The organism is Pseudochrobactrum algeriensis, assembly GCF_018436245.1.
Taxonomy (GTDB): domain Bacteria; phylum Pseudomonadota; class Alphaproteobacteria; order Rhizobiales; family Rhizobiaceae; genus Pseudochrobactrum; species Pseudochrobactrum saccharolyticum.
In genome coordinates, this window is sequence record NZ_CP075361.1 from 2023919 (window position 1) to 2050608 (window position 26690).

Sequence of the window (26690 nt, forward strand, 5' to 3'; positions counted from 1 at the left end):
CTCAAAGGCGCAAGACTAAAAAGACTCGGGCGCCAGACAAATTTCAAGATTGCCTCACATGGCAAATACGGAGCCGGACTATGCGTCACTTTACACTTATCAGCACAGCAGCACTCGCGCTGGCACTTACACAGGCTTCTGCTTTCGCAGCAGATTCCTTCAATAATGACTATAACTACAATGACAGCTCATCGAGCTATGATGCGCCTGCGACATGGGAAGGTAACTATGTCGGCGCGCATCTCGGCACCACCTCTTCCAAAACACCAAGCCCGTTCTCCAGCCGTACTTCGGCAATGGGCGGTATCGTTGCCGGTAAGAACTTCCAGTCCGGCAACTTCGTTTATGGTGGTGAACTCGAAGGCAACTTCGGTGAAGCGGAACATAAAATTCAGGATGGCGGCCGTCTGCAGCAGTCATGGAGCGGTGTAGCCAAGGTGAAAGCCGGTTATGCCATGGACAAGACTCTGGTTTACGGTACTGTCGGTTATGGCCTGACCCGCTTTAAGCCAAAAGACAATGTTACATCGGACAGCAAATGGGCTGGCGGCGTACAGATGGGCGTCGGTGTTGAGCAGCAGCTCTCCGGTCCGTTCTCTGTCAAAGCAGAATATAACTATATGCGTCACAATGGTGTAAAAACCAGCGTGAATGACACACGTTATGAAAACAATCTCAAGACCCACACTCTGAAAGCCGGTGTTAATTACCGCTTCTGATTCTTGATTATTTGAACAAAATAAACCAAAGCGCCGTATTTTCTTAAATACGGCGCTTTTTTCATACTTTCAGATTTTTTGCTAAAATACATTGATTTTATTATAAAAAACAAAAGCTTGAATAAGCGTATCCATTCTGAATATGGTTTGTTTTTTCAGCATAGGCTTATGCAAATTTTGCATTTAATCGCCTGATTAATGTCAGGATAATAACTTTTTCGATGCATTTTCCTCTTTGTCTTCGTCATTTTCACTGCTTTTTTGTGCGCGCCTTTGCGTCGTCTCAACCGGTCAACAGCTTGATCGTGCCCCGCAGCTTGACTTGAACAGGCTCCCTGATTTTAAAGTTAGGCTGAGGAAATTGGGAATTTAATCATGCAAGCAGTTTTTGACGGCCATAATGATGTGCTGCTTCGTCTTTGGGAGAACCGCAATAAAGGCGAAGATCCGGTAAAGGAATTTATCGAAGGAACCACGCAGGGTCATATTGATCTGCCACGCTCCCGCAAAGGCGGCCTTGCCGGCGGTCTCTGCGCCATTTACATTCCCAACCCTGCTACCGGCGAAACAATTTTCGACGAACCGGATAGCAACGGTCATTACGACACGCCGCTTGCTGCCCCGCTTGACCGCACCTATTCTTTCGACATCGCCAGCGAATTTATCGACATTGCCTATAAGCTTGAACGCGCAGGCGGATGGAAAATCTGCCGTACCGGTCAGGATATCGATAATGCCATTGCAGACGGTGATTTTGCAGCCGTTCTGCATATGGAAGGCTGTGAAGCACTCGACAAGGATATGAAGGCGCTGGAACTGTTCTATCAGGCCGGTTTGCGCTCGCTCGGCCCTGTCTGGAGCCGCCATAATATTTTCGGTCATGGCGTACCGTTCTCCTATCCGATGAGCCCTGATACCGCACCGGGACTGACCGATGCCGGTAAAGAGCTGATTAAGGCCTGCAACAGCCTCGGCATCCTGATCGACCTGTCGCATATCACTGAAAAAGGCTTCTGGGATGTGGCCAAACTCAGCAATCAACCTTTGATTGCCAGCCATTCCAATGCCCATGCCCTGACACCGGTTGCACGCAATCTCACCGACAAACAGCTGGATGCAATTGCCGAGAGCAATGGTCTGGTCGGCCTGAACTATGTCACCACCATGCTGCGCGCAGATGGTCAGGTGAATACGGCAACACCGATGAGCGATATGGTGCGCCATATTGATTATCTGGTGAAGAAAGTCGGCATCGATGGTGTGGCTCTCGGCTCGGATTATGACGGCGGCCCGATACCGGAAGGTATTACGGACGCTGCGGGTACACAAAATCTCGTTCAGGCGCTGCGGGAAGCGGGCTATGGCGAGGATGATCTTGCAAAAATCTGTCGTGAAAACTGGCTGCGTGTGCTGCGCTCTGCCTGGCATGAACACCACTGAGCAATCATAAAAAAGCACAAAAACAATCAGTTGACGACAAGTGTCAGCCTCCTTGCGGAGTCCTGCCATTCAATCATATGATAGATAAAAATCTTTCTGCCGGATTAGCTCGGCAGAAAGAAAATAACACGGTGCGATACACGTGTTTTCAGTATCGCAGGCACGTTGAACGGCCAATCATTTGGGATGAAATATGGGGTATATAATGATTAAAAAATCCAACGGGATTAAAACATTAAATCGTTTTGGTTATCTCGCAGCCACCGCCGCTCTGGGCGTATTTGTCAGCGCAGCAGCAGTACAGGCCGCAACACCGGCCGATACGCTGGTTCTGGGCTGGACATTCGATGACATGATTACGCTGGATCCGGCGGAATCCTTCGAGCTCTCCACCGGTGAAATCCTCGGCAACACCTATGACCGCCTGCTGCGTCTCGACCCGAATGATGCATCCAAGGTCATCGGCGACGTTGCGGAAAGCTGGGAAGTTTCCGAAGACGGCCTGACCTATACTTTCAAAATCCGTGAAGGCCAGAAATTCGCCTCCGGCAACCCGCTGACAGCTGAAGATGTGGCCTACTCGCTCATCCGCGCTGTTAAGATCGACAAGAGCCCGTCTTTCATTCTCACCCAGTTCGGTTTCAAGCCGGATAATGTGGAAGAGAAGATCAAAGCAACCGATGCCAATACACTGGTTATCACTGTTGACCAGTCCTATGCACCAAGCTTCGTGCTGAACTGCCTGACCGCTGACGTGGCTTCGGTTGTTGACAAGAAACTGGTTGAAGAAAACGCCAAAGACGGCGATTACGGCTATGGCTGGCTGAAGACCAACTATGCCGGTTCAGGCCCGATGATTGTCCGCGACTGGCGCGCCAATGAAATCGTTGTTCTGGAACGCAATGACAATTACCGTGGCGACAAATCCCCGCTGAAGCGTGCGATTTACCGCTATGTCAAGGAAAGCGCGACCCAGCGTCTGATGCTTGAAAAAGGCGATATCGACGTAGCGCGTAACCTTGAGCCGGGCGACATTGATGCGATTGCCAAGACTGAAGGCGTTTCGCTGGCATCCGCACCAAAGGGCACCGTTTATTACTTCAGCCTCAACCAGAAAAACGAAACTCTGGCCAAGCCTGAAGTGCGCGAAGCTCTGAAATATCTCGTTGATTACAGCGCGATTGAATCAACACTGATTAAACATATCGGTGTTCAGCACCAGACATTCCTGCCAAAGGGTCTGCTCGGCGCGTCGGATGAAAAACCGTACAAGCTTGATGTAGCCAAGGCTAAGGAATTGCTGGAAAAAGCCGGTCTGAAAGACGGTTTCAACATCACCATGGATGTGCGTTCCAGCCAGCCTGTAACCGGTATTGCTGAATCCATTCAGCAGACTTTTGCTCAGGCCGGTATCAAGATGGAAATCATTCCGGGCGACGGCAAACAGACCCTGACCAAATATCGTGCCCGCAAGCATGATCTCTATATCGGTCAGTGGGGCACAGACTATTGGGATCCGAACACCAATGCGGATACCTTTGCCAGCAATCCTGACAATAAAGACGATGCATCGGCCAAAACACTGGCATGGCGCAACGCGTGGGATATTCCGGAGCTGACCAAGGAAACCAAAGCTGCTGTTCTGGAACGCGACACTGAGAAGCGTACACAGATGTATATGGACCTGCAGAAGAAACTGCTTGATGACGGTCCGTTTGTCATCCTGTTCCAGCAGACTGAAGTTGCCGCTTACCGCAATAATGTCGAAAACTACAAGCTGGGCGTGACCTTCACCACCAACTCTGTCTACGACGTATCGAAGAAATAATACGGTATGAGTGTAACCACTATTACAGCATCCGGGCGCAAAAACGCCCGGATCAGCAAATGGGCTCTCGGGATCGGGAGCTTCTTGCTGGTCGTCATCACAACCTATCTCGGACTGCTGGCTGTGACCTTCTTCATTGGTCGCGTCATTCCGATTGATCCGGTTCTTGCAATTCTCGGTGACCGCGCACCGGCTCATGTTATTGAGCGCACCCGCGAAGAGTTAGGATTAAATCTGCCGATCTGGCAGCAATTCATTATTTATGTTCAAAAAGCCCTGTCCGGCGATTTCGGCATGTCGGTTCTGACCTCCAATCCGGTTATGACTGACATCAAGCGCGTTTTCCCTGCAACAATGGAACTGGCGACAATCGGCACGCTGATCGGCGCTGTCTTCGGCATTCCGCTCGGTGTGCTCGCGGCTGTAAAGCGCGGCAGCTTCATCGATCAGCTGGTGCGTGTTATCGGTCTGTTTGGCTATTCCGTTCCGATCTTCTGGCTCGGCATGATCTGTCTGCTGATTTTCTACGCCAAACTTGGCTGGGTTGCAGGTCCGGGTCGTATTGATGTGGCCTATGAATATACCTTCACGCCGATCACCGGTCTTTATATGCTGGATGCGATTATTCAGCGCCAGTGGGATGCGTTGGGGAATATTCTCTCGCATATCATTCTGCCTGCCTCGCTGCTCGGTTATTTCTCTCTGGCCTATATCAGCCGCATGACCCGTTCTTTCATGCTCAATGAGCTGGATCAGGAATATATCGTTGCAGCGCGTGCAAAGGGCTTAAGCGAAACCAAGATCATCTGGGGTCATGCCCTGCGCAATGCGGCAGTGCCGCTTGTGACTGTGATTGCCCTGTCCTATGCCGGTATGCTGGAAGGCTCGGTTCTGACTGAAACCGTGTTCTCATGGCCGGGTCTTGGTCTGTACATCACCAATTCTCTGCAAAGCGCTGATATGAATGCTGTTCTCGGCGGCACCATTATCATCGGCTCTGTGTTTATTGCCCTTAATCTGCTTTCCGATCTGCTCTATCGGACACTCGACCCACGGACGCGCGCACGATGAGTGAGACAACACTTCCAAAAGAAACATGGCGGGAATGGCTGCTCACTGAGCGTCCGCAATCCCGTGCACAAGCCAAACTCGGCCGTTCCTACATGATCTGGCGCCGTTTTACCGCGAATAAACTTGCGGTACTCGGCCTGATTATCATCGGTCTGCTGGTATTCGTGGCTGCCTTTGCACCATGGCTGGCACCGCATTCACCGGTTTCCGGTGATCTGGCCAATTCACGCCTGCTGCCAATGGGTTCACCGGGCTATCTGCTCGGCACCGACGATCAGGGGCGCGATATTCTCTCCCGCCTGATCTACGGCTCCCGCTGGACACTCTATGTTGTTCTGCTGGTTGCTATTCTGTCGGCACCAGTCGGTCTTCTGGTCGGCACTGTAGCCGGTTATGCCGGTGGCTGGGTTGATGCGCTGCTGATGCGTATTACCGATATTTTCCTTGCTTTTCCGAAGCTCATTCTGGCGCTCGCTTTTGTTGCTGCTCTCGGACCCGGCATTGAAAATGCGGTTATTGCTATCGCCATCACCTCATGGCCGCCTTATGCCCGTATTGCCCGTGCAGAAACACTGACACTGCGCAATTCGGACTATATTTCAGCTGTGAAACTGATGGGCGCATCCCCTGCCCGTATTGTCATCCGTCATATTATGCCGCTCTGCCTGTCCTCGCTGATCGTTCGTGTGACGCTGGATATGGCCGGTATTATTCTGACCGCTGCCGGTCTTGGCTTCCTGGGTCTCGGTGCTCAGCCGCCGCTTCCTGAATGGGGTGCAATGATTGCTTCCGGCCGTCGCTTCATTCTCGACCAGTGGTGGGTAGCCGCTGTGCCGGGCATGGCCATTCTCATTGTCAGCCTTGGCTTCAACCTGCTTGGTGACGGCCTGCGTGACGCTCTTGATCCGCGAGGCAACAACCAATGAGTGACAAGCTGCTTTATGTTGACGATCTGCGGGTATCCTTCCCTACCCGCACCGGCTCGATTGAGGCTGTTCGCGGCGTGTCTTTCACGCTGGGACGTGAGCGTCTGGGCATTGTGGGTGAATCCGGCTCGGGTAAATCCCAGACCGGCCGCGCCATCATGGGGCTGACACCGCCCCATGCAAAAATCACTGCCAAGCGTCTGGAATTTGACGGTATTAATCTGCTCGGCATCTCTGCAAAAGAACGCCGTGCTTTGCGCGGCAGCCGCGTGGCCATGGTTCTGCAGGATCCGAAATATTCGCTCAATCCGGTTATGACCATTGGTCGCCAGATTATTGAGACGCTTTCGGCTCATGCACCGGTCAAAAAATCCGAAGCCCGTCAAAAGGCTCTGGAAATGCTGGAAGCGGTACAGATCCGTGATCCGGAGCGCGTCTTTGATCTCTATCCGCATGAAGTATCCGGCGGTATGGGACAGCGCGTAATGATCGCGATGATGCTGATTGCTCAGCCTGAACTGCTGATCGCCGATGAACCGACTTCGGCTCTCGACGTTACCGTTCAGCTTGAAGTGCTTGGTATTCTCGACAAGCTGGTGGCAGACCGCGGAATGGGGCTGATCTTTATCAGCCACGATCTGCGTCTGGTTTCCTCATTCTGCGACCGCGTTATCGTGATGTATGCCGGTCGTATTGTTGAAGAAATTGCTGCCAGTGATCTGGCCAATGCCAAACATCCATATACTCAGGGGCTTCTGAACTGCATGCCTAAGATCGGCGCTGACCGTCATCCGCTGCCAACCCTGCAACGTCAGGCGGAGTGGAGCGTATGACCGGTACCAGTACAAAAACACCTGCCAATCCGGCATTGTTCATTGAAAATCTCAATGTATTGTTCAATGAATTTCACGCGTTGAAAGATGCGTCGATCACGGTTGCTAATGGCTCCTCCTTTGGTCTGGTCGGTGAATCCGGCTCGGGCAAGTCCACACTGCTGCGCGCAGTTGCAGGACTGGCACCAACCTCTTCCGGCAAGATTGAGGTCAACGGCAAGCCAATACCAAACCCGCGTGACAAGGCCTTCTATAACACGGTACAGATGGTGTTTCAGGATCCTTACGGTTCCCTTCACCCGCGCCAGACCGTAGATCGCCTTTTGCTTGAGCCATTGGCTATCCACGGCATCAAAGACACGGAGAAGCGTATTGTCCGTGCATTGGATGAAGTAGGCTTGGGCTCCGGCTTCCGCTTCCGCTATCCGCACCAGCTTTCCGGTGGTCAGCGTCAGCGTATTGCGATTGCCCGCGCTCTCATCGTGGAGCCAAGCATTCTGTTGCTGGATGAACCGACTTCCGCACTTGATGCTTCCGTTCAGGCGGAAGTGCTCAACCTGCTGGAGCAGATCCGTCGCGACCGTAAACTGACTTTCGTTATGGTCAGTCACGATCTCGCAGTTATCACCCATATGTGTGATGAGCTGGCGGTAATGCAGAACGGTACGATTGTAGAGAAACTCAAAGCTGATGATCTCGCCAAGGGCAATCTGAAAGAAGACTATACACGCAATCTGATGGTTGCCAGTGAAGGCTTCAAACGCTGATTTCCTGACATCATTAAAAATCAGGCCGCGTGTCTCACGACCGCGGCCTTTTCTTTATCTACACATAATTTCAGATGGTTAGCACCACTACCGGAATCATTTTCTCAAATAAAAAAGCCGCTCTGCATTAAGAGCGGCTTTTTTGTAATTCTCAGCCTATAAAATGTTAGAGCGACCTTTGTGCGCCCGAGAGGGCGCACGGCGCTCTAGAAAATCAGCTGGCCTTTTTCTGCTTTGCTGCAGATTTTTTCGCAGGTGCAGCCTTGGCAGGCGTTGCTGCAGGCGCTTTAGCAGCTGCTTCATTAGCTGCGCGCTGATCGGCACTCATCGGGCTGGTATCAACAACCGAACGCACAGTACCGTTGGCGCTGATTGTGCAGCGTGCATCACGGGAATCCACTTTCAGGATCACATCCGTATTGCCACCGCCGCCCGGACGGCTGTCTACAGCAGTAACCACGCGCTCCGGAATATAGTAGCGGTTAGCCGCTGCTGTAATGCACGGATTTGCCAGTTCAGGCGCTACATTGCTACGCACAAATTGCGGGAAGCTCGGCATTTGCGAAGCAACCGGAACCGGCGCCTGTGCAGCAGCCGTTGTCGGAGCCGGAGTTGTGTTGGATGTTGTGGTACAGGCGGCAACCAGCGGAGCAAACATTGCCAGAAGTACAAAACGTTTTGCGGAACCTGTGCTGGTGCGCATACCATGCCTCATTCATAAAACAGATGTTATTACTGTGAAATCTTCACTTTTTTCTGAGCCGAACCTATTCGCTTTTTCCCAAATGTCGAGTGGCAGCACAGTCACACTGACCAACAATCCTTCATGCTCCACAGTCAAAATGTCCTGCACGGCCATTATCCGCAACAGATTTTATGGAGCCTTGCTAACCAGCCAGTTCAATGCCACCCGCCAGTCTGTCATGCGGATCGGCGTACCGTGATTGCCGCTTTCATAACGATGCATCACCACCGGATATCCGCCCTTTGTTTTGCGCAAAGACCGGTAAAAAGCTTCCTGACTGTCAATCGCAAAAACCGGATCACGACTACCATGGCTTAAGAAAACCGGAACCTTGCGTTTAAACGCAACACTCTTGCGGAACTGGTCATCCCAGAGGGAGCCGAGCAGTGCCAGCCCGTCAATCTGCTGCGCCGCAGTTGCATCGGCAGTCAATTGCCAGCACAGCACACCACCCGCAGAGCCACAGGTGACAATCACCCTGGCGCGTGGTGCCTGCTGCTTCATGGCCGCAATCAATCCGGAAATTTCTGAAGTTCCCTTGGCTGCGAAATCCGAAAAATCAGGGGCGAGATAAACACCGCCGCCCTGCACCACCAGATTTTTAAGCCGGTTAAAATTGCCACCAAATGTAAAGTCATTCACGCCCTGATGGCGGTTGCCGCCTTTACCATGGAGATAGAGCACAATCATGGAGGTCTGCGGTGTCAATTTGCCGACCTGATAGGTCTTCACCACGCCCGCTGCAGTCGGCACAGTCACATCCTTCTGCTGTGCCCGTATTTTCAGCGAGACATATTTATCCTGCACCCGCTTCTCTACAATGGTATCGCGCCCGTTGATGTCGCGCATTTCATTATAATCGAGGATGAGATAATTGCCGCCATCGGCGCTTTTCAGCACGGTCTGCGCAGAAAACAAGTCGTCTTTAAAAGGTTGTAACGGCGGTTGCGCATGAGCCGCACCAGTGCAGAATAATCCCGCAACCAGAACCAGCGCCCCCGCAGGCCGCAATGAAATTCCCAAAACTCCCACTGCAATCTCCCTTTGCAGCCTCCCCTTTTAGTCCTTGAGCATTCTCATAATAAAAATACCCGCGCGCAGAGTGCTGCGCACGGGTATTTTTGTCAAACCAAGTCTCGTTTAATTAACAGGCTTCAGATTTTGAGCTGATGATAGGAGCGGTTGAGATAAACCAGCGCTTCATTGCCCTCGGCCTGCGACTGTTCCGCAGAAATCTGTCGCAAAGCCAGCACTTCCCCGAACAGAACATGATGCGTGGCATGATCCTGACGCGAGATGATCTTGCAATCGAGATTTGCCAGCGCGCCTTTGAGAACCGGTGAACCTGTCGCCATGACATCCCACTCAGCCAAGGCAAAACGCTCTTCCATGGTCAGGTGATTGCGGCCGGCAAAAGCCTCCGCGAGATCTTTTTGCCCCGCATGAAGCACATTGAAAGCAAAAACACCGTTTTCAATGAACATCAGATTATCGGTATGCACACGCTGCAGGCAGATCAGAATAGTCGCCGGATTATCCGATACAGAACAACCGGCAGAAAGCGTCAGAGCACGGCGTCCGGCCGGACCGTCAGTCGTCACAATATTCACAGCACCGGCAAACTGGCTCATCGCATTGCGATAGTTCAGCGGATCCACAGCCTGATTTGTCGTCACAATAGACTTTACCATATTCATTTATATCGCTCTGCCAGTGCACCACTATAAAATGCGCATAAGATTTCAACACCCTCTTACACGTCCGGTGCCCACTTTACAGTACCAACTCCTCAATTTTAGCAATCAAATGACAGTGAGGACTGTCGTTTAACTCTATAAAAGCAGAATTCTAAAGACGACAACAGAAAATCAGCACAGTTACGTAGGTGTGGCCGGAACAAGTTTAAGTATCTGAATCAAAAAGCGACTGACACAAGCGAAAATGGTGATTTTTGAGCATCCGCACGGAGCGTACTTAATGTACGTGAGTACGGAAGCGGAGAAAATTGCCATTTGCAGCCAAGTCAGGCGGTTTTGGATCAGATACTAAGCCATTGCAAGCAGATGCAGAACACACTACCTCTGAGGTCAGAATTTTCTTATCAAGGTTGAACCCGCATCTCATGAGACTTGCCGCCACGCTTTACTGTCTTTGTACCGGACTATCAGCGCTGACCATGAGCACCGCTCACGGCCAGACACAGGCTGATAATTCTCCCCTGCAAATCGGTATTGTTGCCCCTTTTGAAGGGCCTTATGCCACGCTGGCAAAACAGATCATGCTTGGTGCGGAAGCGGCCAAAATTCAAAACCAATATCCGGTCAGCCTTGTCTATATGCAAGAATATTGCAAAGCGGATCAGGATGCAGCCACAGCTGAGAAACTCAGACAGGCAAAAGTCAAAGTCGTTATCGGCTATCTGTGCAGTGAATCGCTGGAAGGTGCGGCACCGGTACTGGCGCGCGACGGCATAGCCATTCTCAGTCTCGGCAGCCGCCAGCCAACAATTCTTGAGCAAGAAACCAGACAAAGTTTCGGTATTTTCCGGTTGCAGCCGGATCGTAAGCTCGCAACGGCAGTTCTGGCTGATAAGCTCGCCCCTCTCTGGCGCACCGTTCCTTTTGCTTTGATTGAAGACGGAACCGTTCAGGGTCGTGACTTTGCGCGCGATGCTCTGCTGGCTTTCAAATCCCGCGGCCTTGAACCGGCATTGACCGACACTTACCGTCCGGCACAAACCTCGCAAAATGCTTTAATCTCACGGCTGAAACGTGCGGGTATCAACCATATTCTGCTCGGCGGTGAAGGAGATGATGCTTCAGTCATTGCCCGCAGTGCAGCAGCTGCCAACTGGCCTTTGACAATAGCAGGCAGCGAAACATTTCTGCGCGTTGATCCGCAAAACCCGTTGCCAGCAGGACTGCTGATGAGTGCCATTCCTGAAGCCATTACACAGGCTTCGGCAGAAAGCGCAGTTAAAGCCATTACCGCTATGGCTGAAAAGCAACCGGATACGCAGGATATGAAGGCTGACGGTTATGCATTAGAGGCCTATAGCGCCCTGCAAATTGCCGCACAGATCCTGACCAATCCGTCAGAAACGCAAAAAATCGCGATCGATCTTTTATATGCAACCCGTTTTGAAACAGCCGGTGGCACCGTCAGCTTTACGCCTGCAGGTTTGCGGCAGGAAAATCCCTACCGGCTGATGCGCTTTAACGGCAAGGATTTTGAACCGGTACAATAAAATCAAAATGGGAAAAACCAAAATGGGGGGACAGAAAATGACAAAGCCGCTGAGCCACAGCCACAACACCACTGTTTCCGGCCCGCGAAATCTGATTACCGATGTAGCAGGGCTGCGGGTTGGCAATGCACAGGACGAGCATATCAAAACCGGCGTCACAACTATTCTCTGTGACCGTGAAACCACCGCTGCGGTGCAAGTGCTGGGCGGTGCGCCCGGAGCGCGGGAAACCGATCTGCTGGAGCCGCATAATACCGTGCAAAGCGTGAATGCGATTGTGCTTTCCGGCGGTTCGGCATTCGGTCTGGATTCCGCTTCCGGTGTGCAGGCTTACTTGCGCGAGAGAAAAATCGGTTTTGAAGCGGCAGGGCATCATATTCCGATTGTCCCCTCTGCCATTCTCTTTGACATGCATAATGGCGGCAATAAAGACTGGGGACGTTACCCGCCCTATCGCGAGCTTGGCTATCTGGCAGCGGAAAATGCGTCAGAAGACTTTGAACTCGGCAGCTATGGTGCCGGTGCCGGTGCTCTGGTCGCCGGCTTCAAAGGCGGACTTGGCTCTGCCTCTCACAGACTGCCGAATGGCCTGACCATGGGCGCACTGGTTGCAGTCAATGCTGTCGGCTCTGTCACAGTCGGCGATACAAGGCATTTCTGGGCTGCGCCATTTGAGCAGGATAATGAATTCGGCGGGATTGGTTACCCCTCACCTATGCCTGCAAATGCGACAGATTTGCGCATAAAATTCCGTGACAATGGCACTGCACTGCCACCTGCAGCCAACACCACCATCGGCACCATTGCCACCGATGCGGTTCTAACAAAAGCACAGGCCAAGCGTCTGGCGATTGCTGCCCATGACGGCTACTCCCGCGCGATCTGGCCGGCGCATACACCTTTTGACGGTGATCTGATCTTTGCACTCGCCACCGGTGCCAGCGGCATTGAACCCTCGGTTGAAGATTTCATTGATCTTTGCGCCGCTGCGGCTTCAACCATGGCACGCGCTGTAGCACGCGGAGTCTATCATGCTGCACCGAGAGAAAATGACCTGTTCTCGTGCTGGAGTTTGAGCGGAGAATAAATAAAAAGCGCGCCGGTCGGGGCGCGCTCTTTCTTTGTTTATTACCCTACTTGAGGGAGTGTGCTTAATCTTCAACCTGTCCGCTATTCTGACGGCGCTCAAACAGCTCCTCCGGTGTAACATTCAGCTGCTCAACCACACGGGCAATCAATGCACTTTCCGCCGGATGAATTTCATTATCCGCTTTTGCAATGGTCAGCAGATGTCCGACAAGCGACTGACGGCGTTCCGGCACCATTTCGCTAAACAAAGCGGCAGCCTGCGTACTGGTCGTCTCATAGGAGAATGTTTTCAGATAATCTGCCACTTCAGGCAGTTCTTCCGGTTTGATATCAAAATCATGCTGCATGATGCGCAATAATGCATTCATTTCAGCCTGATTTTTCTGTCCGTCGGCAAAAACCAACCGCACCAGCAGCAGCAATTCGGAGACCAGAGCCGGATCCTCCGACAGGCGCTGCACAGCAGTCTTCTTGCTCAGATAAGCGCTGATACGCTCAAAAATCGTTTCACTCATCATCGTCCCCGAAAAACGCAAGTCTTTTAAGAAATGCAGTGTTGGCAAGACTGCGGCCAAATGACAAGCCCTGCCTTGCAACTCTTTAGAAATAAGACAAGCTTAAATAAACAATTCCGTTATTGTTCTGTCCCATCTTGCACCTCTATCCGGCAGTCTTTATGAATTGTTCCCAACATAAAAGCCCGCCGCCTGCTTTGCCCCTCTCCGCAAGACCCGCTGCACAGTTCTGAACGGTTCCCCCCATGTTCGCGTCTATGACCGCCTCCATTGATTCCCTGCTTTTGCTGCTCGCTCTCGCCGGTTTTATTGCCGGTTTTATTGACGCGATTGCAGGCGGCGGTGGTATGATTACCGTTCCGGCGCTGATGCTGGCCGGTATTCCACCTGTTGAGGCACTGGGCACCAACAAGTTGCAATCGCTGTTCGGCTCATCTTCCGCAACCCTGTCCTATGCGCGCAAAGGCCATGTCAATATCAGGGAGCAATTGCCGCAAGCTTTAATGTCCGGTCTCGGCGCTGTGCTTGGTGCCCTGCTGGCCACCTATATTCCGGGTGATTTTCTCTATGGCTTGCTGCCAATTCTCCTGATTGCCATCGCCATTTACTTCGCCCTGAAACCGAATGCAGGCGATGTCAGCCGCGTTCAGCGCATGAAGCCGTTTCTCTTCGGTGCAACCATCGTGCCGCTGATCGGTTTTTATGACGGCTTGTTTGGCCCCGGCACCGGCTCATTCTTCATGCTGTGCTTTGTGTCGCTGGCAGGCTATGGCCTGCTCAAAGCAACCGCCCACACAAAATTGCTCAACTTTGCCTCTAATTTCGGCAGCTTCCTGACCTTTTTGGCCTTCGGTGCGATTAACTGGAAAATCGGTCTGGTGATGGGTGTCGCCCAAATGTTCGGCGCCACAGCCGGTGCCCATCTGGCAATGCGTGTCGGCGCAGGTCTCATCAAGCCATTGCTGATTATCACCTGTATCCTGCTTACAATCCGCCTGCTGATGGAGCCAAGCAATCCGCTGCGTCTCTGGATCGGGTTTTAAACTTTTAAGGTCAGCAGAATAACGCCGCCTGCGATCATCACCACACCGGCCCAGTTTATCGCGGAGAGTTTTTCGCCGAGAAAAATCACGCCGAAAATTGCCACCATAATGATTGAGAGCTTGTCTACCGGTGCAACACGCGCGGCATCCCCGATTTTAAGCGCACGAAAATAAGCGATCCATGACGCACCGGTTGCCAGCCCTGACAGAACCAGAAACAACCAGCTCTTTGCCGAAATGTCGGATGTTTTCTGCCACTGCCCGCTGATAGTGAGGAACAGACACAAGGCTGCGATAATCACCAATGTACGGATAAAGGTCGCAAAATCCGAATTAATTCCGGCAATACCCAGCTTGGCAAAAATTGCTGTCAGTGCCGCAAATGCAGCTGATACCAGCGCCCAGAATTGCCAGCTTTCCGTCATTGTCTGTTCCTTAACTTTATCTTCTGCGTTTCTTGTAAATAATCTTCTGAGTTTTCAGATGCTACTAACAATAATGGTCACGCAGCTCATCAATTAATGTATTGCACAATAGAAATAATCTGCATCCTGAGAGAAAAACAATCAAAAAAACTGCATATTTACCACCCGTTAAACTCTTGATAACCGAACGGTAACGATGTGTGTTTAAAAGAGTGGATAAGAGACATTTATGTCTCCCGCTCCGGATCAGGTACTGCGTACCGGAGTTGTATTTTATCTGCCGCGTTGAGTGAGGCAGATAAGCCAAGCGTATTTTGGCAATCACCGCGCAAGCTTAAAAGCGATAGCGCGGTTTTTGCCGTATCTGCTCTCTGTGTGCAGCCGCAGCCAAGCCTGCACCTGTATTTTCTCCGCTCTAAATTCTGAGAAATCTTCCCCGCCTGTTATGCCAGAGCGAGTTTTTTCGCGCCTGTAGCACAGACTGCTTACGCCATCCAAAAATCTCTTTACTATCAAAGTGATACTTAAAATCTCTCAAAGTATAATATCACTATTTTTATCTGATTTTACACCAACCTAAATATTACCCACAAAATCTTCATGACAAAATAAGTCACATTTTTAAAACTGAAGCACTCCATTTCTCTTCTGTCATAAAACAACTGGCAGCGGCAAAGTTTTTCACTCTTTAAATAGGAATGTCGCTAATTCGTTACAGATCGTCGTTGTGAAGCCGCACAGTTTGCTGCTTAGAATATTGCATATCATTATAAAAAATTAACTGTCTCCGGCACCGGTACCACCGGAAGACAGATAACAACCGGTACCAAGGGGAATAGGAGAACACATATGAAGAGGCTCTTTGCTTCAACTATTCTGGCCGCCGGTCTTTTGACGGCTTCCGGCATGATGTCTGTGTCTGCACAAGCTGCCGAATGCGGTGAAGTCACCATTTCCAATATGAACTGGCAGTCCGCAGAACTGCTTTCCAATCTTGATAAAATCATTCTCACCGCAGGCTATGGCTGCAATGCGGAAATCGTTGTCGGCGATACAGTACCGACCATCACATCCATGGTAGAAAAAGGTCAGCCGGATATTGCTCCGGAAGGCTGGGTCGATCTGCTGCCCGATATTGTTAAAAAAGGTTTTGATGACGGCAAAATTATTGCCGTGTCCGAGTCCCTGCCCGATGGCGGTGAACAGGGCTGGTGGATTCCAAAATATATTGCCGATAAAAACCCTGACATTAAAACCTTCGACGACTTGCTGAAACATCCTGATCTGTTTCCCGATCCGGAAAATCCGTCCAAGGGCGCTATTTATAATGGTGCACCGGGTTGGGGCGGCACGGTTGTTACCAGCCAGTTCTACAAGGCTTTTGAATTTGAAAAAGCCGGTTTCAATCTGATTGATACCGGATCCGCAGCCGGTCTGGACGGCGCTATCGCCAAAGCCAATGAGCGCAAAGAGCCGATTGCTGCCTTCTATTGGGCACCAACCGCCCTGCTCGGCAAATATGAAATGGTCATGCTGAAAACCGGCTATGACATTGATGAAGCTGAATGGAAACGCTGCAACACCGTGCTCGACTGTCCAGATCCGAAGAAAAATGGCTGGCCAAAAGATCGTGTGCAAACACTGGTCACCAAGAAATTCTCTGATCGTGCAGGCCCTGCCCTCGATTATCTGAAAAACCGGTCATGGTCGAATGAAACGCTGAACAAGCTGCTCGCATGGATGACCGACAATCAGGCAACCGGTGAACAGGCTGCTGTCCACTTCCTGAAAACACAGGAAGATATGTGGACGAAGTGGGTTCCGGCGGATGTGGCGGAAAAAGTGAAAGCTGCGATCTGATCCTTAGAGCATGTCGCGCTCAAATGAATTCATTTGAGCTACCGCGAACATGCGACAATGAAAAGAATCTAGAGCGAACGCAGTGGGTACGAGTAAACGCGACACGCTCTAGTCACTGATTTTTATCAGTGACAAAGCCTCTTCAAAAATCCCTGTCCGGCCTCATAGTGCCGGACAGGGAGTGTTTAAGAAATTGAATGAGTTGCAAATCGGAGAACAGACGCTTCATGGACTGGCTGTACCGCTTTCCCAATCTCGACAATGCGACACTTACCAATCTCAAAAAAGCCATTGACGAGACATTCCGCAGCTTCACCCGTGCCTACGGGGATGCCATTGAGGGCTTTTTCAACCCGCTGCAATATTTTCTGATTCAGGCAGAACGCTTTATGACAGGCACACCTTGGCCGGTCATATTACTGCTCATTGCCGCAATCGCATGGTTCTCCAGCCGCAGCATCAAAATCACCATCGGCTCTGTCATCACTTTGTTTATCATCGGCTATCTCGGCATGTGGGATGATACGATGAAGACAATCTCGATGATTTTTGTCTGTACGGTTATCGCCATTCTCGTCGGCATCCCGACCGGCATTCTGATGGCCAAATCCAACCGGTTGCAAAGTGTCATCAGCCCTGTGCTGGATATTATGCAGACCATGCCAAGCTTTGTTTATCTCATTCCGGTGGTGATGCTGCTTGGTATCGGCCGCGTACCGGGGCTGATTGCCGTGGTTATCTACGCCATTCCGCCGATTATCCGCCTGACCAATCTCGGCATCCGACAGGTCGACCGTGACGTGCTGGAAGCGGCAGATGCTTTCGGCTCCTCCCCGTGGCAAAAGCTCAAAAATGTGCAGCTGCCGCTGGCGCTGCCAACCATTATGGCAGGTATCAACCAAACAATCATGATGGCGCTGGCCATGGTAGTGATTGCCTCGATGATCGGCGTGCAGGGGCTGGGACAGCCGGTACTTAAAGCCATTTCCAACCAGTATTTCACTTTGGGTATTTTCAACGGCATGGCCATTGTCGGCATTGCCATTATTTTTGACCGCATCAGTCAGGCCTATGGCGCACGGTTGCAGAAACATCTGGAGATCACGCATGGCCAATAATCCGTCTGTATCGACGGCTGAGACACCTGCAGCCGGCATCTCCATCCACAATCTCTACAAGATCTTCGGTCATGATCCGAAAGCCTATGTGCAGCTAGTCAGAGAAGGCATGACCAAAGCAGAACTGAATGACAAGCATGGTCATATTCTGGGGCTGCGCGACATTAATATTGATATGCCTGCTGGCTGTATTCAGGTGGTTATGGGCTTGTCCGGCTCCGGCAAATCCACCCTTATCCGCCATATTAACCGGCTGATTGACCCGACCAGCGGTGAACTTCTGGTCGGCGATGAAGATGTGGTCACCATGTCGCCTGCGCAATTGCGCGCATTCCGGCGGCACAAAACCGCGATGGTGTTTCAGAAATTTGCCCTGTTGCCGCATCGCACAGTTCTGGAAAACACCGTCTACGGGCTGGAGATACAAGGGGTGCCGCGTGCCAGACAGTTGGAGGAAGCCCATCGCTGGATTGACCGTGTCGGCCTGAAAGGCTTTGAGGAAAAATATCCGAACCAGCTGTCCGGCGGAATGCAGCAGCGCGTGGGACTTGCCCGTGCGCTGACCAATGATGCACCGATCCTGCTGATGGATGAAGCCTTTTCCGCGCTTGATCCGCTGATCCGTGTGGATATGCAATCTGTGCTGCTCGATCTGCAAAAAGAGATCAAAAAGACCATTGTATTTATCACGCATGATCTGGATGAGGCCTTGCGGCTTGGTGACCGGATTGCCATTTTGCGCGATGGTGAAATCATTCAGCAAGGCACAGGTCAGGATATCGTACTCAATCCGGCAGATGCTTATATTGAAAGCTTTGTGCAGGAGGTCAATCGCGGGCGGGTTATCCGTGTGGATACAATTATGACACCCCCGCAAGGTGCAGACACCAATCTGCCGGTGATCCGTTTTGACACCCTGCTGGAAGAGGCAATGCGCAAACTCGTGGATGAAAAAACTGAACAGGTCAATGTGTGCTGCGAAAAAGGCATCATCATCGGCCAGACATCTGTCAGTTCGGTTATGGCTGCGATGATACGCCGTTAAATTTATAAAATCTCAAAATAAAAGCCTGCATTGAGCGATCAATGCAGGCTTTTAGAGTATTTTATATACTTATTTACTCAATGGTCTGCTGAACAGCACGGCCGGTGTCTTTCACGTCCTTACCGACACCGCGCACCGTATTGGCACAAGCGGCCAGCGACAGCGCACAGATAACAATAACAAGCGGGGCGAATACAGAAGTTTTCATCAAGATATCTCCCAAATCATGAGCCAAAACCTGATCGCCTGTCAGTTACGGGGCGTTTTCCCAAAGAATAGCCTTAGAAAACCACATCACTCCTGACAAAAAACGAACAGTTTCATGACAAGGAACGCAGAACGCCCCTTTCTGGTTGCATCACTAAAATATAATTCAGGAAATAATTGAGCGCCTTACCGGCTGTGCCTTGCACGATATCAAGAGACGCAAACAATATAGCGTTCGCGACATAATTTCATTTTACACCAATTCTAAGATTACAAAAAAATTGCGTCTGCACGCCATTTTTCGATACAAAATTACCATTTCGCGACAGGCATTTGGCCGCACTTCCCTAAGACCAAAGAATATGTCTCAATACCGATATCCTGATTGCGCCGTCTGTGTGGGACAGAAAACCGGCTTTTCAGAGATCAAACTATACAAAGCGGTTCAGACAAAACAGAGAGTGTTTTACGGGAAAAGCACCTTAAAGGATAAACCCGGCTTCTCTCTGGCCCGATCTGATCTGCACAAATTAATAATTGAGCATCTTGTTTTACGACAGGACAGCTCTGAAAATGCGGGAACATGGCCATGAATGATAAAGCACGGCTTAAGCGGTCTATTGTCTTTTTTCTGGTGCCGAATTTTTCTATGATTGCTTTTGCCACGGCGATTGAACCGTTGCGCATTGCCAATCGTATGCTCGGTTTTGAAGCCTATCGCTGGCGGCTGGCCTCCGCAGACGGTAAGCCTGTCATGGCATCCAGCGATATTGAGATTGCCGCGAACACATCGCTGGATGATGAACGCCGCAATCTGATCGGCGAGAACCGCCCCAGCATGGTATTTGTCTGTTCAGGCGTCCATGTAGAGAATTATCAGAATAAATCTGCACTGGCATGGCTGCGTGAATCCTATAATCGCGGCATTTCCGTCGGTGGACTGTGCACCGGTGCGCATATTCTGGCATCGGCCGGATTACTCTCCGGCAAACGCTGCGCCATTCACTGGGAAAATCTGCCCGGCTTTTCTGAAACCTTTCCGAAGGCTGAGGTCTATGCGGATTTGTTTGAGATCGACAGCAATCTCTACACTTGCGCAGGCGGTACCGCGGCGCTGGATATGATGCTGAAACTGATCGGCGATGATTTTGATGAAAATCTGGTCAACAGCATTTGCGAACAGGCACTGACAGATCGCGTACGCAAACCGCATGACCGCCAGCGCCTGCCACTGCGTGCCCGTCTCGGCGTACAGAATTCCAAGGTGCTCTCAATCATTGAGATGATGGAAGGTTGCCTTACAGAACCTCTGTCACTGCTGGATGTTGCCGGTAATGTCGGCTTGTCCCGCCGCCAGATTGAACGCCTGTTCCGTCAGGAAATGGGGCGTTCCCCTGCCCGCTATTATCTGGAAATCCGTCTCGACCGCGCCCGCCATCTGCTGATCCAGTCTTCTATGCCGGTGGTTGAGGTGGCTGTAGCCTGTGGCTTTGTCTCCGCCTCGCATTTCTCAAAATGCTATCGCGAACTTTATGGTCGTTCACCACAGCAGGAACGCGCCGACAGAAAACAGCTGATTGCTGCTTAGAAACACTGCAAAGGCCGGTTTTACCGGCCTTTTTATTTTGCGCTCAATCCATAAAAAATCACCGGCATCTCAAAGGAAATGCCGGTGATTTTGTCATTCATAATGACTGAGAGTTTTAAGCTCTCAGGCGTTCATTCTCAGGATCAAACGGCGATTCCGGTACGATCGTCGCCTTGTAGTTTTTGCCGAGAATATTGATTTCCAGCTCTGTCCCGATTGCAGCATGTTCCGGCTTTACCATTGCCAGTGCAATGCTCTTATTGAGACGCCATGCAAAGCCGCCATTGGTGGCGCGGCCAACCAGCTTGCCGTCTTTGTAAACAGCCTCGGAACCACGGGCATCGGCATCCTCAACACCGTGGATTTCAAGCGTCACAAAATTCCAGCGCAGACCTTTTTCGCGAGCAACCACAGCTGCATCACGGCCGATAAACTCGCCTTTATTCGGATGAACAAAGCGATCCAAACCGGATTCAAAGGCATTATATTCCACCGACATTTCGCGCGGGATCAGACGATAAGATTTTTCAATCCCCATCGACAGCATGGCGCGGATGCCAAACGGCTTGATACCAAATTCAGCACCGGCTTCCATCACCAGATCATAGATCGTGTTCTGCTGCTCAATCGGATGGTGCAGTTCCCAGCCCAGCTCGCCAACAAAATTGACGCGCAATGCATGGGCGGTTGCAGTGCCGACACTGATTTCCTTACCTGTCAGCCAAGGGAAATCCTCATTGGACAGGCTGGTGCGGGTCAGTTTCTGCAAGACTTTACGGCTATTCGGCCCTGCAAGAACCAGCACACCATATTTCTGGGTGATCGGACGCAGAATAACCGAACCGTCTTTTGGCGCCAGCTTATAGAGATAATCATGATCGATATTCTCATAGGCACCGGCAGACACCAGATAGAAACTTCCTGGTTTCCACTCATAGACGGTGAATTCGCTCTGCACACCACCCTGCGGTGTCAGCATATGGCTCAGTGCCACGCGGCCTTGTTTCTTCGGCACACGATTGGCGAGAATGCTTTCCAGCCACTGGCGCGCACCGGAACCGGTCACTTCCATCTTGGCGAAAGGTGACATATCCAGCAGGCCGACATTATTGGTGACGTTCTTCACCTCGTTGCCGACATGCTCGAAATAATTCGAGCGGCGGAACGACCAGAGCTCCTGAACCTTACCATTGGCATCCGGCTCCGGATGGTTATGGTTCAGCAGCACATCCGGCTTGTCCAGCGATGCAACATCAATGCCATAGCCCTCCGGTGCAAACCAGTTGGCACGTTCCCAGCCATAGACGGAACCGAACACACCGCCCAGAGCCTTCTGGCGATCATAGGACGGCGAGCGCTTCAGCGGACGCGCAGCTGTGCGTTCCTCATCAGGATAATGCACGGTGAAAACATCGGCATAAGCTTCTTCCGCTTTTTCTTTGAGATAGCCTTCGGTCACATAAGGGCCGAAACGGCGCGGATCGACACCCATCATATCAATGGATGGTTCGCCCTCGACAATCCATTCGGCCAGCTGCCAGCCGGCACCGCCCGCAGCAGTCACACCAAAAGAATGGCCTTCATTGAGCCAGAAATTCTGCAACCCCGGTGCAGGGCCGATAATCGGATTACCATCCGGCGTATAGGCAATCGCACCATTATAAACTTTCTTGATCCCCACTTCGCCAAAGGCAGGCACACGCGCAATTGCGGTTTCAATATATGGCATCAGGCGTTCGAGATCTTCCTGAAACAGCTCATATTCGCTCTCGTCAGACGGGCCGTCCTGATAACAGACCGGCGCACCGATTTCATAAGGCCCGAGCAGCAGACCGCCATTTTCCTCACGCATATACCATGAGCTGTCGCTCTCGCGCAGCACGCCCATTTCCGGCAGACCTTTGGATTTGCGCTCCATGATTGCCGGATGCGGCTCGGTGACAATATATTGATGCTCGACCGGCACAACCGGCACAGTCAGGCCGACCATCTTGCCGGTTTTCGCAGCGAAACTGCCGGAAGCGGACACAACATGATCAGCAGTAATGTCGCCCTTGTCAGTTTTCACCAGCCATTTGCCGTCCGGCAATTGTTCAATACCGGTCACAGTGGTGTAACGGTAAATCGTAGCGCCCATATCACGGGCACCTTTTGCCAGTGCCTGTGTGAGATCGGCCGGCTGGATATAACCGTCATCCGGATGCTGGATCGCGCCGAGAATACCGTCCGTTTCCGCCAGCGGCCAGACTTCTTTGACCTGTTCCGGTGTCAGAATATTCACCGGTACACCAATGGTCTTCGCCACACCGGCATAATACATATATTCGTCCCAGCGGTCTTTGGTGCGCGCTAAGCGAATATTGGTGCAGTTACTGAAACCGACATTCAGACCAGTCTCTTTTTCCAGTTCCTGATAGAATTTGACGGAATATTTGTGAATCTGCCCGACCGAATAGCTCAGATTAAACAGAGGCAGAAGCCCCGCCGCATGCCATGTCGAGCCGGAGGTCAGTTCTTTGCGCTCGATCAGCACAGAATCTGCCCAGCCTTTCTTCGCCAGATGATAGAGCGTTGACACGCCTACCACACCGCCACCAATAACCACCGCACGGGCATGGGTCTTCATGAAACTTCATCCTCTGAACCGGCAATGCCGCGTCTTGTTCTGAAGCGGTCCGGCACTGCAACATTCTGATACAGCCTGTTATTTCAGCCCCTTTATCCGGTGCGGTCATAACGTGGCAGGGCGCAAATCTCCCGCCTTGAGACGCACCACTCTTCCGGTGTTTCAAAGCAGATTGCGCTTACTATGCTGTCAGTTCAGTGACTTGTAAGGTCTGTTTGCGACACCGCCGAAAAGCGCCGCGACGCGGCCTCTCCGCAGTGTAAATTCACCCGCGCAGGCAATGTCAAAACAAGGATTGCTGCTTTAAGCATAAGAAAAAGCCGCAACGGTTGTGACCATTGCGGCTTTAAAAAAATCAGTCGCTTTGAAGCGGTTATTTATGCGTACCGCCGCCATTGAGAATTGTGATGGCCTCATTGCCCGTCAGCGCCTCGCGGTCGCCGTTCGGAAAGGTCACAAAACAGCCGCTCGGGCAGATTGATACTGTTTCACCGGGCTGCACTGTCACCTGCTGCTTGGAAGAACCTTCCGTCACCACGAGCGTCTGTGCTGTGCTGTCGCTGTTCAGGACGGATGCTGCCAAAGCAGATGCTGATCCGGCCAGAATGCCTGCAATCATAACAAGGCTGCCAAATCCGGTTTTTTTCATATTCACCATAGCACTCCTCAAACTCTGAACTTCACTGCGGTTTCAATCTCTGTGTCAGTCACATTTTAGTCTGCACCGCATCATTTCATGGCCTTATTTATAATCATTGCCGATGAACCGCAACTGAATGAGAAGTTAATTAAAGCTTAATCCAGACAAGAATCGAACAACTTTTTGGCATTTCCTTCATGATCAGCTCTAAGCGACCTCTTCTGAATTTACATGCGGCTCAGGCAAAGGAATCGGAGACGGCAAAGGCATCACACTGATCCCTTCTGCTGCAAACCGCTCAACAATCGTGAATTGCAATTCATTACGCACACCGAGAGCGCTGGTAATATCAGCCAGAAAAATGCGGATCTCGAAGCGCATCATCATATTGCTGCTGACCAGCTCGGTCATATTAATCAGAAACACCATCGGTTCCGGATTTTTCAGAACCAGCGGCGTTTCCTTGGCAATTTCAAACAGCATTGCCTGAATCCGGCGCACATCGGTACGATACCCGATCAGAAGCTGCATATCGGAACGACCAAGTTTGTTACGATGCGTCCAGTTGCCGACATTGTCATTAATCAGCGTCGAGTTCGGCACAATAATCGTCTCGCGCTGGAAGGTTTCCACTTCCGTTGCACGCACGCTGATCTTTTTCACAAAACCGCTGACAGTGCCTGTCTGTACCCAGTCGCCGACCTTCAGCGGGCGCTCAGCAAGCAGGATCAGCCCCGAAACAAAGTTCGAGACAATATTCTGCAAACCGAAACCGATACCAAGCGAAAGACCACCGGCGACCAGTGCAAGACTGGAGAGATTGATACCGGCAGCAGAAATACCAAGCAGCCCCGATAAAGCCAGACCGACATAGCCGACCACGGTTTTGATGGAATTGCGCACACCCGGATCAATGCGTCCGCGTGCCATGACACTGCCGTCCAGCCAGTTCTGGAACAACCTTGTCAGGAAGTAACCCATAATGAACAGTACGATACCGGTCAGAATACTCAGCAGCGAAATCGAGAAATTCCCGATCTGGAAACCGGTCATAATTCGCACAAAACTCGTGCTCATTTCCGACCACTGGAAACCGAACTGCATCAGAACCAGCGGCACACCAATCAGCAGAACGATAAGATTAATGACAATACCCGCCAGCAGCCCCAGCTGATCCAGCGTTGCTTCATTGGCATTAAACTTGTCCCGCAGCTTCCGTCCGAGGCTGGTATTGGCAAAAGCTTTCTCATGGGTAATCGCACGGGCTGTCAGAAAGCCGAGATACATGGTGACGATAAACGCACCTGTCACCACAATCTGCTGTGCCACAAAACGGGCAAGGCCGATATAACCAAAAATCGCAGCACAAATCGGCACAAGTCCCAACACGATCAGAATGATCTTGGTGAGTTTCGGCCATTCGCGCAATTCACCGGTTCTTGGATTCTGAATCGGTTTCAGAAAGGCAATCGCCAGCAGCAGAGCGCCGACCATTGCTGTGCCGATCACACTTTTCGCCACGGTCAGCGACAAGGGCGAAGACATCACGCCATTCAGAATTTCCAGAAAATATTCAATACTCTGCGTAATCGCAGCGGCTGTCAGCAGCCAGATCAGGATTTGCGCAGGCTTAGGTGCAATCGGCAACAGACGCCAGTTCGGCATATCGGGACTAAGCACGCCCCGTGCCAACCGGTAAATAAACAGCACCACACAGAAAAGAGAAAATAAGGCCGCCAGCAACTGCGCCACATCAGGTCGCAGCAGATCGAAACGCTGGAACAACACATAGACTAGTCCCAGAAACACGACAATTGCCACAGACGGAATGACCGTTGACCAGAAGGCAACGGACAAACGGCTGAGATAGCTCGGTCTGTCCTCCAGCGGATCGCGCTCATAAAGATCGGCGAGCCAGCGCCTTGCACTTAAATGAATAAGCAATGCCGGAATAACGGAAATCGCCAGAACACCAAGCAATGTCCACAGGCGCGGATAGAGCGTAAAATCCCACCATGATTTCAGCAGATAATAAAATGTCTTGGTTTCATAACCGGCCGCATTGATAACCTCAGTCACCAATGCCGTGTTAATATCAACGCGCTGAGACAGGGTCTGCGTAAACAGGTCACGGCGCATGGAGCCGATTTTCTCAATCAGCTGATTGGCCTGTACCGATGCATCTTCGGTAAAGCCGAGAACCGTATTGATCTCGGCCTTTTCTGCGGTCAGCCGCTCCCGCTCTGTTGCAACAATTTCGGATTCAGCAGGCTTACCTTCCGCAGGCGGAGGTCCCATCTGGTCAAGGCGTGAATTAATTTCGCTCAGACGCGGACGAAATGCGAGACCGGCATCGAGAAGCTTTTTGGAAATTCCCTCAAGCTTGACCTTAATATTGGCCAGCGTTTCATCATTGCTTTTGGATTTATCGAGAGTTTTGCCGATCTCATCAATCTGGACGCGCAAGTCCTCGACAATCGTCTTTTGTTGCGCTGCCAGATTTTGCGACACGGATTGCGCCTGAGCCATATCCCAGCCGTTTCCGGTCACGCTCCCTGCAGCAATGCCCGATACCAGCAATACAAAGCACAATAAAAACCTTAAGGAGATTGCTGATAGGAGTTTCAAAATCTGTCTCTCAATAAACTGCTGCTTCCGATTCATATTATTGACTTTTCCGGGGCTTTTTCAGAGCCGTCAATCCACAAATAACAGCATAGAAATAAATGGGCGCAAACGCTGCTTTCTTATGCACAATATAGGCGCAAATAAGATTAAGGCCACAGCTTCATGTCACAGAGAAATTGTTTATCTTCTCGTGCAGGTCGTCAGCAGACATAACTGTTTTTTGTCAGCAAAATGCAACAAAGCCGTGTCATGTCAGCTATTTTCCTTGTGATTAAGCTGCTGAATGGTTAATGAGATGAAACAGTATTTTTGCATAAGCCGGAGACCTTC

At 51.2% G+C, this 26690-nt stretch carries 23 protein-coding genes; 14 read left to right on the plus strand and 9 right to left on the minus strand.

What is annotated here, in order from left to right; genetic code table 11:
* Positions 1 to 80: 80 nt before the first annotated feature.
* The 7 genes from KHQ09_RS11535 (at position 81) to KHQ09_RS11565 (ending at position 7584) form a co-directional block, all read left to right on the plus strand.
* A complete protein-coding gene (locus tag KHQ09_RS11535) occupies positions 81 to 719 on the plus strand; it encodes an outer membrane protein (RefSeq protein WP_213598341.1) in 639 nt (212 codons plus the stop codon).
* A gap of 375 nt (positions 720 to 1094) precedes the next feature.
* Positions 1095 to 2159 carry a dipeptidase gene (locus KHQ09_RS11540; RefSeq protein ID WP_213598343.1) on the plus strand — a complete coding sequence of 355 codons (1065 nt, stop codon included), beginning with the start codon at positions 1095 to 1097 and terminating at the stop codon, positions 2157 to 2159.
* A 205-nt stretch (positions 2160 to 2364) separates the two neighbouring features.
* Complete coding sequence (locus KHQ09_RS11545; RefSeq protein WP_022710894.1) at positions 2365 to 3987, plus strand: ABC transporter substrate-binding protein; 1623 nt, start codon at positions 2365 to 2367, stop codon at positions 3985 to 3987.
* 6 nt (positions 3988 to 3993) lie between these two features.
* A complete protein-coding gene (locus KHQ09_RS11550) occupies positions 3994 to 5058 on the plus strand; it encodes an ABC transporter permease (protein WP_022710893.1) in 1065 nt (354 codons plus the stop codon).
* A complete protein-coding gene (locus KHQ09_RS11555) occupies positions 5055 to 5984 on the plus strand; it encodes an ABC transporter permease (protein ID WP_022710892.1) in 930 nt (309 codons plus the stop codon). Before KHQ09_RS11550 ends, KHQ09_RS11555 begins: the two co-directional genes overlap by 4 nt.
* Complete coding sequence (locus KHQ09_RS11560) at positions 5981 to 6817, plus strand: ABC transporter ATP-binding protein (protein WP_213598345.1); 837 nt, start codon at positions 5981 to 5983, stop codon at positions 6815 to 6817. Before KHQ09_RS11555 ends, KHQ09_RS11560 begins: the two co-directional genes overlap by 4 nt.
* Complete coding sequence (locus KHQ09_RS11565) at positions 6814 to 7584, plus strand: ABC transporter ATP-binding protein (RefSeq protein WP_116087655.1); 771 nt, start codon at positions 6814 to 6816, stop codon at positions 7582 to 7584. Before KHQ09_RS11560 ends, KHQ09_RS11565 begins: the two co-directional genes overlap by 4 nt.
* Before the next feature lie 214 nt (positions 7585 to 7798).
* On the opposite strand, the gene KHQ09_RS11570 is transcribed toward KHQ09_RS11565, so the two are convergent.
* From KHQ09_RS11570 to KHQ09_RS11580, 3 genes are all read right to left on the minus strand, one after another.
* A complete protein-coding gene (locus tag KHQ09_RS11570; RefSeq protein WP_238481624.1) occupies positions 7799 to 8287 on the minus strand; it encodes a hypothetical protein in 489 nt (162 codons plus the stop codon).
* 171 nt (positions 8288 to 8458) lie between these two features.
* Positions 8459 to 9361, minus strand: coding sequence for an alpha/beta hydrolase (locus tag KHQ09_RS11575; RefSeq protein WP_420801445.1), 903 nt, complete (start codon positions 9359 to 9361; stop codon positions 8459 to 8461).
* Positions 9362 to 9483: 122 nt separating this feature from the next.
* A complete protein-coding gene (locus tag KHQ09_RS11580) occupies positions 9484 to 10026 on the minus strand; it encodes a flavin reductase family protein (RefSeq protein WP_213598347.1) in 543 nt (180 codons plus the stop codon).
* A 479-nt stretch (positions 10027 to 10505) separates the two neighbouring features.
* On the opposite strand from KHQ09_RS11580, the gene KHQ09_RS11585 reads away from it, so the two are divergent.
* Both KHQ09_RS11585 and KHQ09_RS11590 read left to right on the plus strand, forming a co-directional pair.
* On the plus strand, positions 10506 to 11576 hold the full coding sequence (locus KHQ09_RS11585) for an ABC transporter substrate-binding protein (protein WP_213598349.1): 1071 nt from the start codon (positions 10506 to 10508) through the stop codon (positions 11574 to 11576).
* 37 nt (positions 11577 to 11613) lie between these two features.
* Positions 11614 to 12663 carry a P1 family peptidase gene (locus KHQ09_RS11590; protein ID WP_213598351.1) on the plus strand — a complete coding sequence of 350 codons (1050 nt, stop codon included), beginning with the start codon at positions 11614 to 11616 and terminating at the stop codon, positions 12661 to 12663.
* Between the two features lie 64 nt (positions 12664 to 12727).
* On the opposite strand, the gene KHQ09_RS11595 is transcribed toward KHQ09_RS11590, so the two are convergent.
* Positions 12728 to 13180, minus strand: a complete 453-nt coding sequence (locus KHQ09_RS11595) for a tellurite resistance TerB family protein (RefSeq protein ID WP_075656273.1) — start codon at positions 13178 to 13180, stop codon at positions 12728 to 12730.
* Positions 13181 to 13437: 257 nt separating this feature from the next.
* On the opposite strand from KHQ09_RS11595, the gene KHQ09_RS11600 reads away from it, so the two are divergent.
* Entirely contained in the window at positions 13438 to 14223 is a 786-nt protein-coding gene (locus tag KHQ09_RS11600; protein WP_213630874.1) for a TSUP family transporter, read from the plus strand.
* Here the strand turns inward: KHQ09_RS11600 and KHQ09_RS11605 are convergent.
* Positions 14220 to 14648 carry an EamA family transporter gene (locus tag KHQ09_RS11605; RefSeq protein ID WP_121991383.1) on the minus strand — a complete coding sequence of 143 codons (429 nt, stop codon included), beginning with the start codon at positions 14646 to 14648 and terminating at the stop codon, positions 14220 to 14222. The two genes, KHQ09_RS11600 and KHQ09_RS11605, sit on opposite strands and share 4 nt — an antisense overlap.
* An 849-nt stretch (positions 14649 to 15497) precedes the next feature.
* Here KHQ09_RS11605 and KHQ09_RS11610 point away from each other — a divergent pair.
* The 3 genes from KHQ09_RS11610 (at position 15498) to KHQ09_RS11620 (ending at position 18671) form a co-directional block, all read left to right on the plus strand.
* Positions 15498 to 16508, plus strand: coding sequence for an ABC transporter substrate-binding protein (locus KHQ09_RS11610; protein WP_022709846.1), 1011 nt, complete (start codon positions 15498 to 15500; stop codon positions 16506 to 16508).
* A gap of 227 nt (positions 16509 to 16735) precedes the next feature.
* Positions 16736 to 17626: an ABC transporter permease gene (locus KHQ09_RS11615; protein WP_075656271.1), complete on the plus strand. Its 891-nt coding sequence runs from the start codon at positions 16736 to 16738 to the stop codon at positions 17624 to 17626.
* Positions 17616 to 18671, plus strand: coding sequence for a quaternary amine ABC transporter ATP-binding protein (locus KHQ09_RS11620; protein WP_238481625.1), 1056 nt, complete (start codon positions 17616 to 17618; stop codon positions 18669 to 18671). Before KHQ09_RS11615 ends, KHQ09_RS11620 begins: the two co-directional genes overlap by 11 nt.
* Positions 18672 to 18744: 73 nt before the next feature.
* Here KHQ09_RS11620 and KHQ09_RS11625 read toward each other — a convergent pair whose 3' ends face one another.
* Positions 18745 to 18879 carry an entericidin A/B family lipoprotein gene (locus KHQ09_RS11625; protein ID WP_075656425.1) on the minus strand — a complete coding sequence of 45 codons (135 nt, stop codon included), beginning with the start codon at positions 18877 to 18879 and terminating at the stop codon, positions 18745 to 18747.
* A gap of 588 nt (positions 18880 to 19467) precedes the next feature.
* On the opposite strand from KHQ09_RS11625, the gene KHQ09_RS11630 reads away from it, so the two are divergent.
* Positions 19468 to 20466: a GlxA family transcriptional regulator gene (locus KHQ09_RS11630; protein ID WP_022709850.1), complete on the plus strand. Its 999-nt coding sequence runs from the start codon at positions 19468 to 19470 to the stop codon at positions 20464 to 20466.
* Positions 20467 to 20581: 115 nt separating this feature from the next.
* Here the strand turns inward: KHQ09_RS11630 and KHQ09_RS11635 are convergent, their stop codons facing one another.
* From KHQ09_RS11635 to KHQ09_RS11645, 3 genes are all read right to left on the minus strand, one after another.
* A complete protein-coding gene (locus KHQ09_RS11635) occupies positions 20582 to 23092 on the minus strand; it encodes a GcvT family protein (RefSeq protein ID WP_213598355.1) in 2511 nt (836 codons plus the stop codon).
* Positions 23093 to 23465: 373 nt separating this feature from the next.
* The gene (locus tag KHQ09_RS11640) at positions 23466 to 23750 is read right to left on the minus strand and encodes a hypothetical protein (protein ID WP_022709852.1); all 285 of its coding nucleotides are present in this window, start codon (positions 23748 to 23750) and stop codon (positions 23466 to 23468) included.
* A gap of 189 nt (positions 23751 to 23939) precedes the next feature.
* Positions 23940 to 26282, minus strand: a complete 2343-nt coding sequence (locus KHQ09_RS11645) for a mechanosensitive ion channel domain-containing protein (RefSeq protein ID WP_170265286.1) — start codon at positions 26280 to 26282, stop codon at positions 23940 to 23942.
* Between the last annotated feature and the right edge of the window lie 408 nt (positions 26283 to 26690).

Excerpts from the sequence above, each read along its gene's own strand:
- KHQ09_RS11535 (WP_213598341.1), top strand. The coding sequence starts at position 81 with ATGCGTCACTTTACACTTATCAGCACAGCAGCACTCGCGCTGGCACTT.
- KHQ09_RS11540 (WP_213598343.1), top strand. The coding sequence starts at position 1,095 with ATGCAAGCAGTTTTTGACGGCCATAATGATGTGCTGCTTCGTCTTTGG.
- KHQ09_RS11545 (WP_022710894.1), top strand. The coding sequence starts at position 2,365 with ATGATTAAAAAATCCAACGGGATTAAAACATTAAATCGTTTTGGTTAT.
- KHQ09_RS11550 (WP_022710893.1), top strand. The coding sequence starts at position 3,994 with ATGAGTGTAACCACTATTACAGCATCCGGGCGCAAAAACGCCCGGATC.
- KHQ09_RS11555 (WP_022710892.1), top strand. The coding sequence starts at position 5,055 with ATGAGTGAGACAACACTTCCAAAAGAAACATGGCGGGAATGGCTGCTC.
- KHQ09_RS11560 (WP_213598345.1), top strand. The coding sequence starts at position 5,981 with ATGAGTGACAAGCTGCTTTATGTTGACGATCTGCGGGTATCCTTCCCT.
- KHQ09_RS11565 (WP_116087655.1), top strand. The coding sequence starts at position 6,814 with ATGACCGGTACCAGTACAAAAACACCTGCCAATCCGGCATTGTTCATT.
- KHQ09_RS11570 (WP_238481624.1), bottom strand. The coding sequence starts at position 8,287 with ATGCGCACCAGCACAGGTTCCGCAAAACGTTTTGTACTTCTGGCAATG.
- KHQ09_RS11580 (WP_213598347.1), bottom strand. The coding sequence starts at position 10,026 with ATGAATATGGTAAAGTCTATTGTGACGACAAATCAGGCTGTGGATCCG.
- KHQ09_RS11585 (WP_213598349.1), top strand. The coding sequence starts at position 10,506 with ATGAGCACCGCTCACGGCCAGACACAGGCTGATAATTCTCCCCTGCAA.
- KHQ09_RS11590 (WP_213598351.1), top strand. The coding sequence starts at position 11,614 with ATGACAAAGCCGCTGAGCCACAGCCACAACACCACTGTTTCCGGCCCG.
- KHQ09_RS11595 (WP_075656273.1), bottom strand. The coding sequence starts at position 13,180 with ATGAGTGAAACGATTTTTGAGCGTATCAGCGCTTATCTGAGCAAGAAG.
- KHQ09_RS11600 (WP_213630874.1), top strand. The coding sequence starts at position 13,438 with ATGACCGCCTCCATTGATTCCCTGCTTTTGCTGCTCGCTCTCGCCGGT.
- KHQ09_RS11605 (WP_121991383.1), bottom strand. The coding sequence starts at position 14,648 with ATGACGGAAAGCTGGCAATTCTGGGCGCTGGTATCAGCTGCATTTGCG.
- KHQ09_RS11610 (WP_022709846.1), top strand. The coding sequence starts at position 15,498 with ATGAAGAGGCTCTTTGCTTCAACTATTCTGGCCGCCGGTCTTTTGACG.
- KHQ09_RS11615 (WP_075656271.1), top strand. The coding sequence starts at position 16,736 with ATGGACTGGCTGTACCGCTTTCCCAATCTCGACAATGCGACACTTACC.
- KHQ09_RS11620 (WP_238481625.1), top strand. The coding sequence starts at position 17,616 with ATGGCCAATAATCCGTCTGTATCGACGGCTGAGACACCTGCAGCCGGC.
- KHQ09_RS11625 (WP_075656425.1), bottom strand. The coding sequence starts at position 18,879 with ATGAAAACTTCTGTATTCGCCCCGCTTGTTATTGTTATCTGTGCGCTG.
- KHQ09_RS11630 (WP_022709850.1), top strand. The coding sequence starts at position 19,468 with ATGAATGATAAAGCACGGCTTAAGCGGTCTATTGTCTTTTTTCTGGTG.
- KHQ09_RS11635 (WP_213598355.1), bottom strand. The coding sequence starts at position 23,092 with ATGAAGACCCATGCCCGTGCGGTGGTTATTGGTGGCGGTGTGGTAGGC.
- KHQ09_RS11640 (WP_022709852.1), bottom strand. The coding sequence starts at position 23,750 with ATGGTGAATATGAAAAAAACCGGATTTGGCAGCCTTGTTATGATTGCA.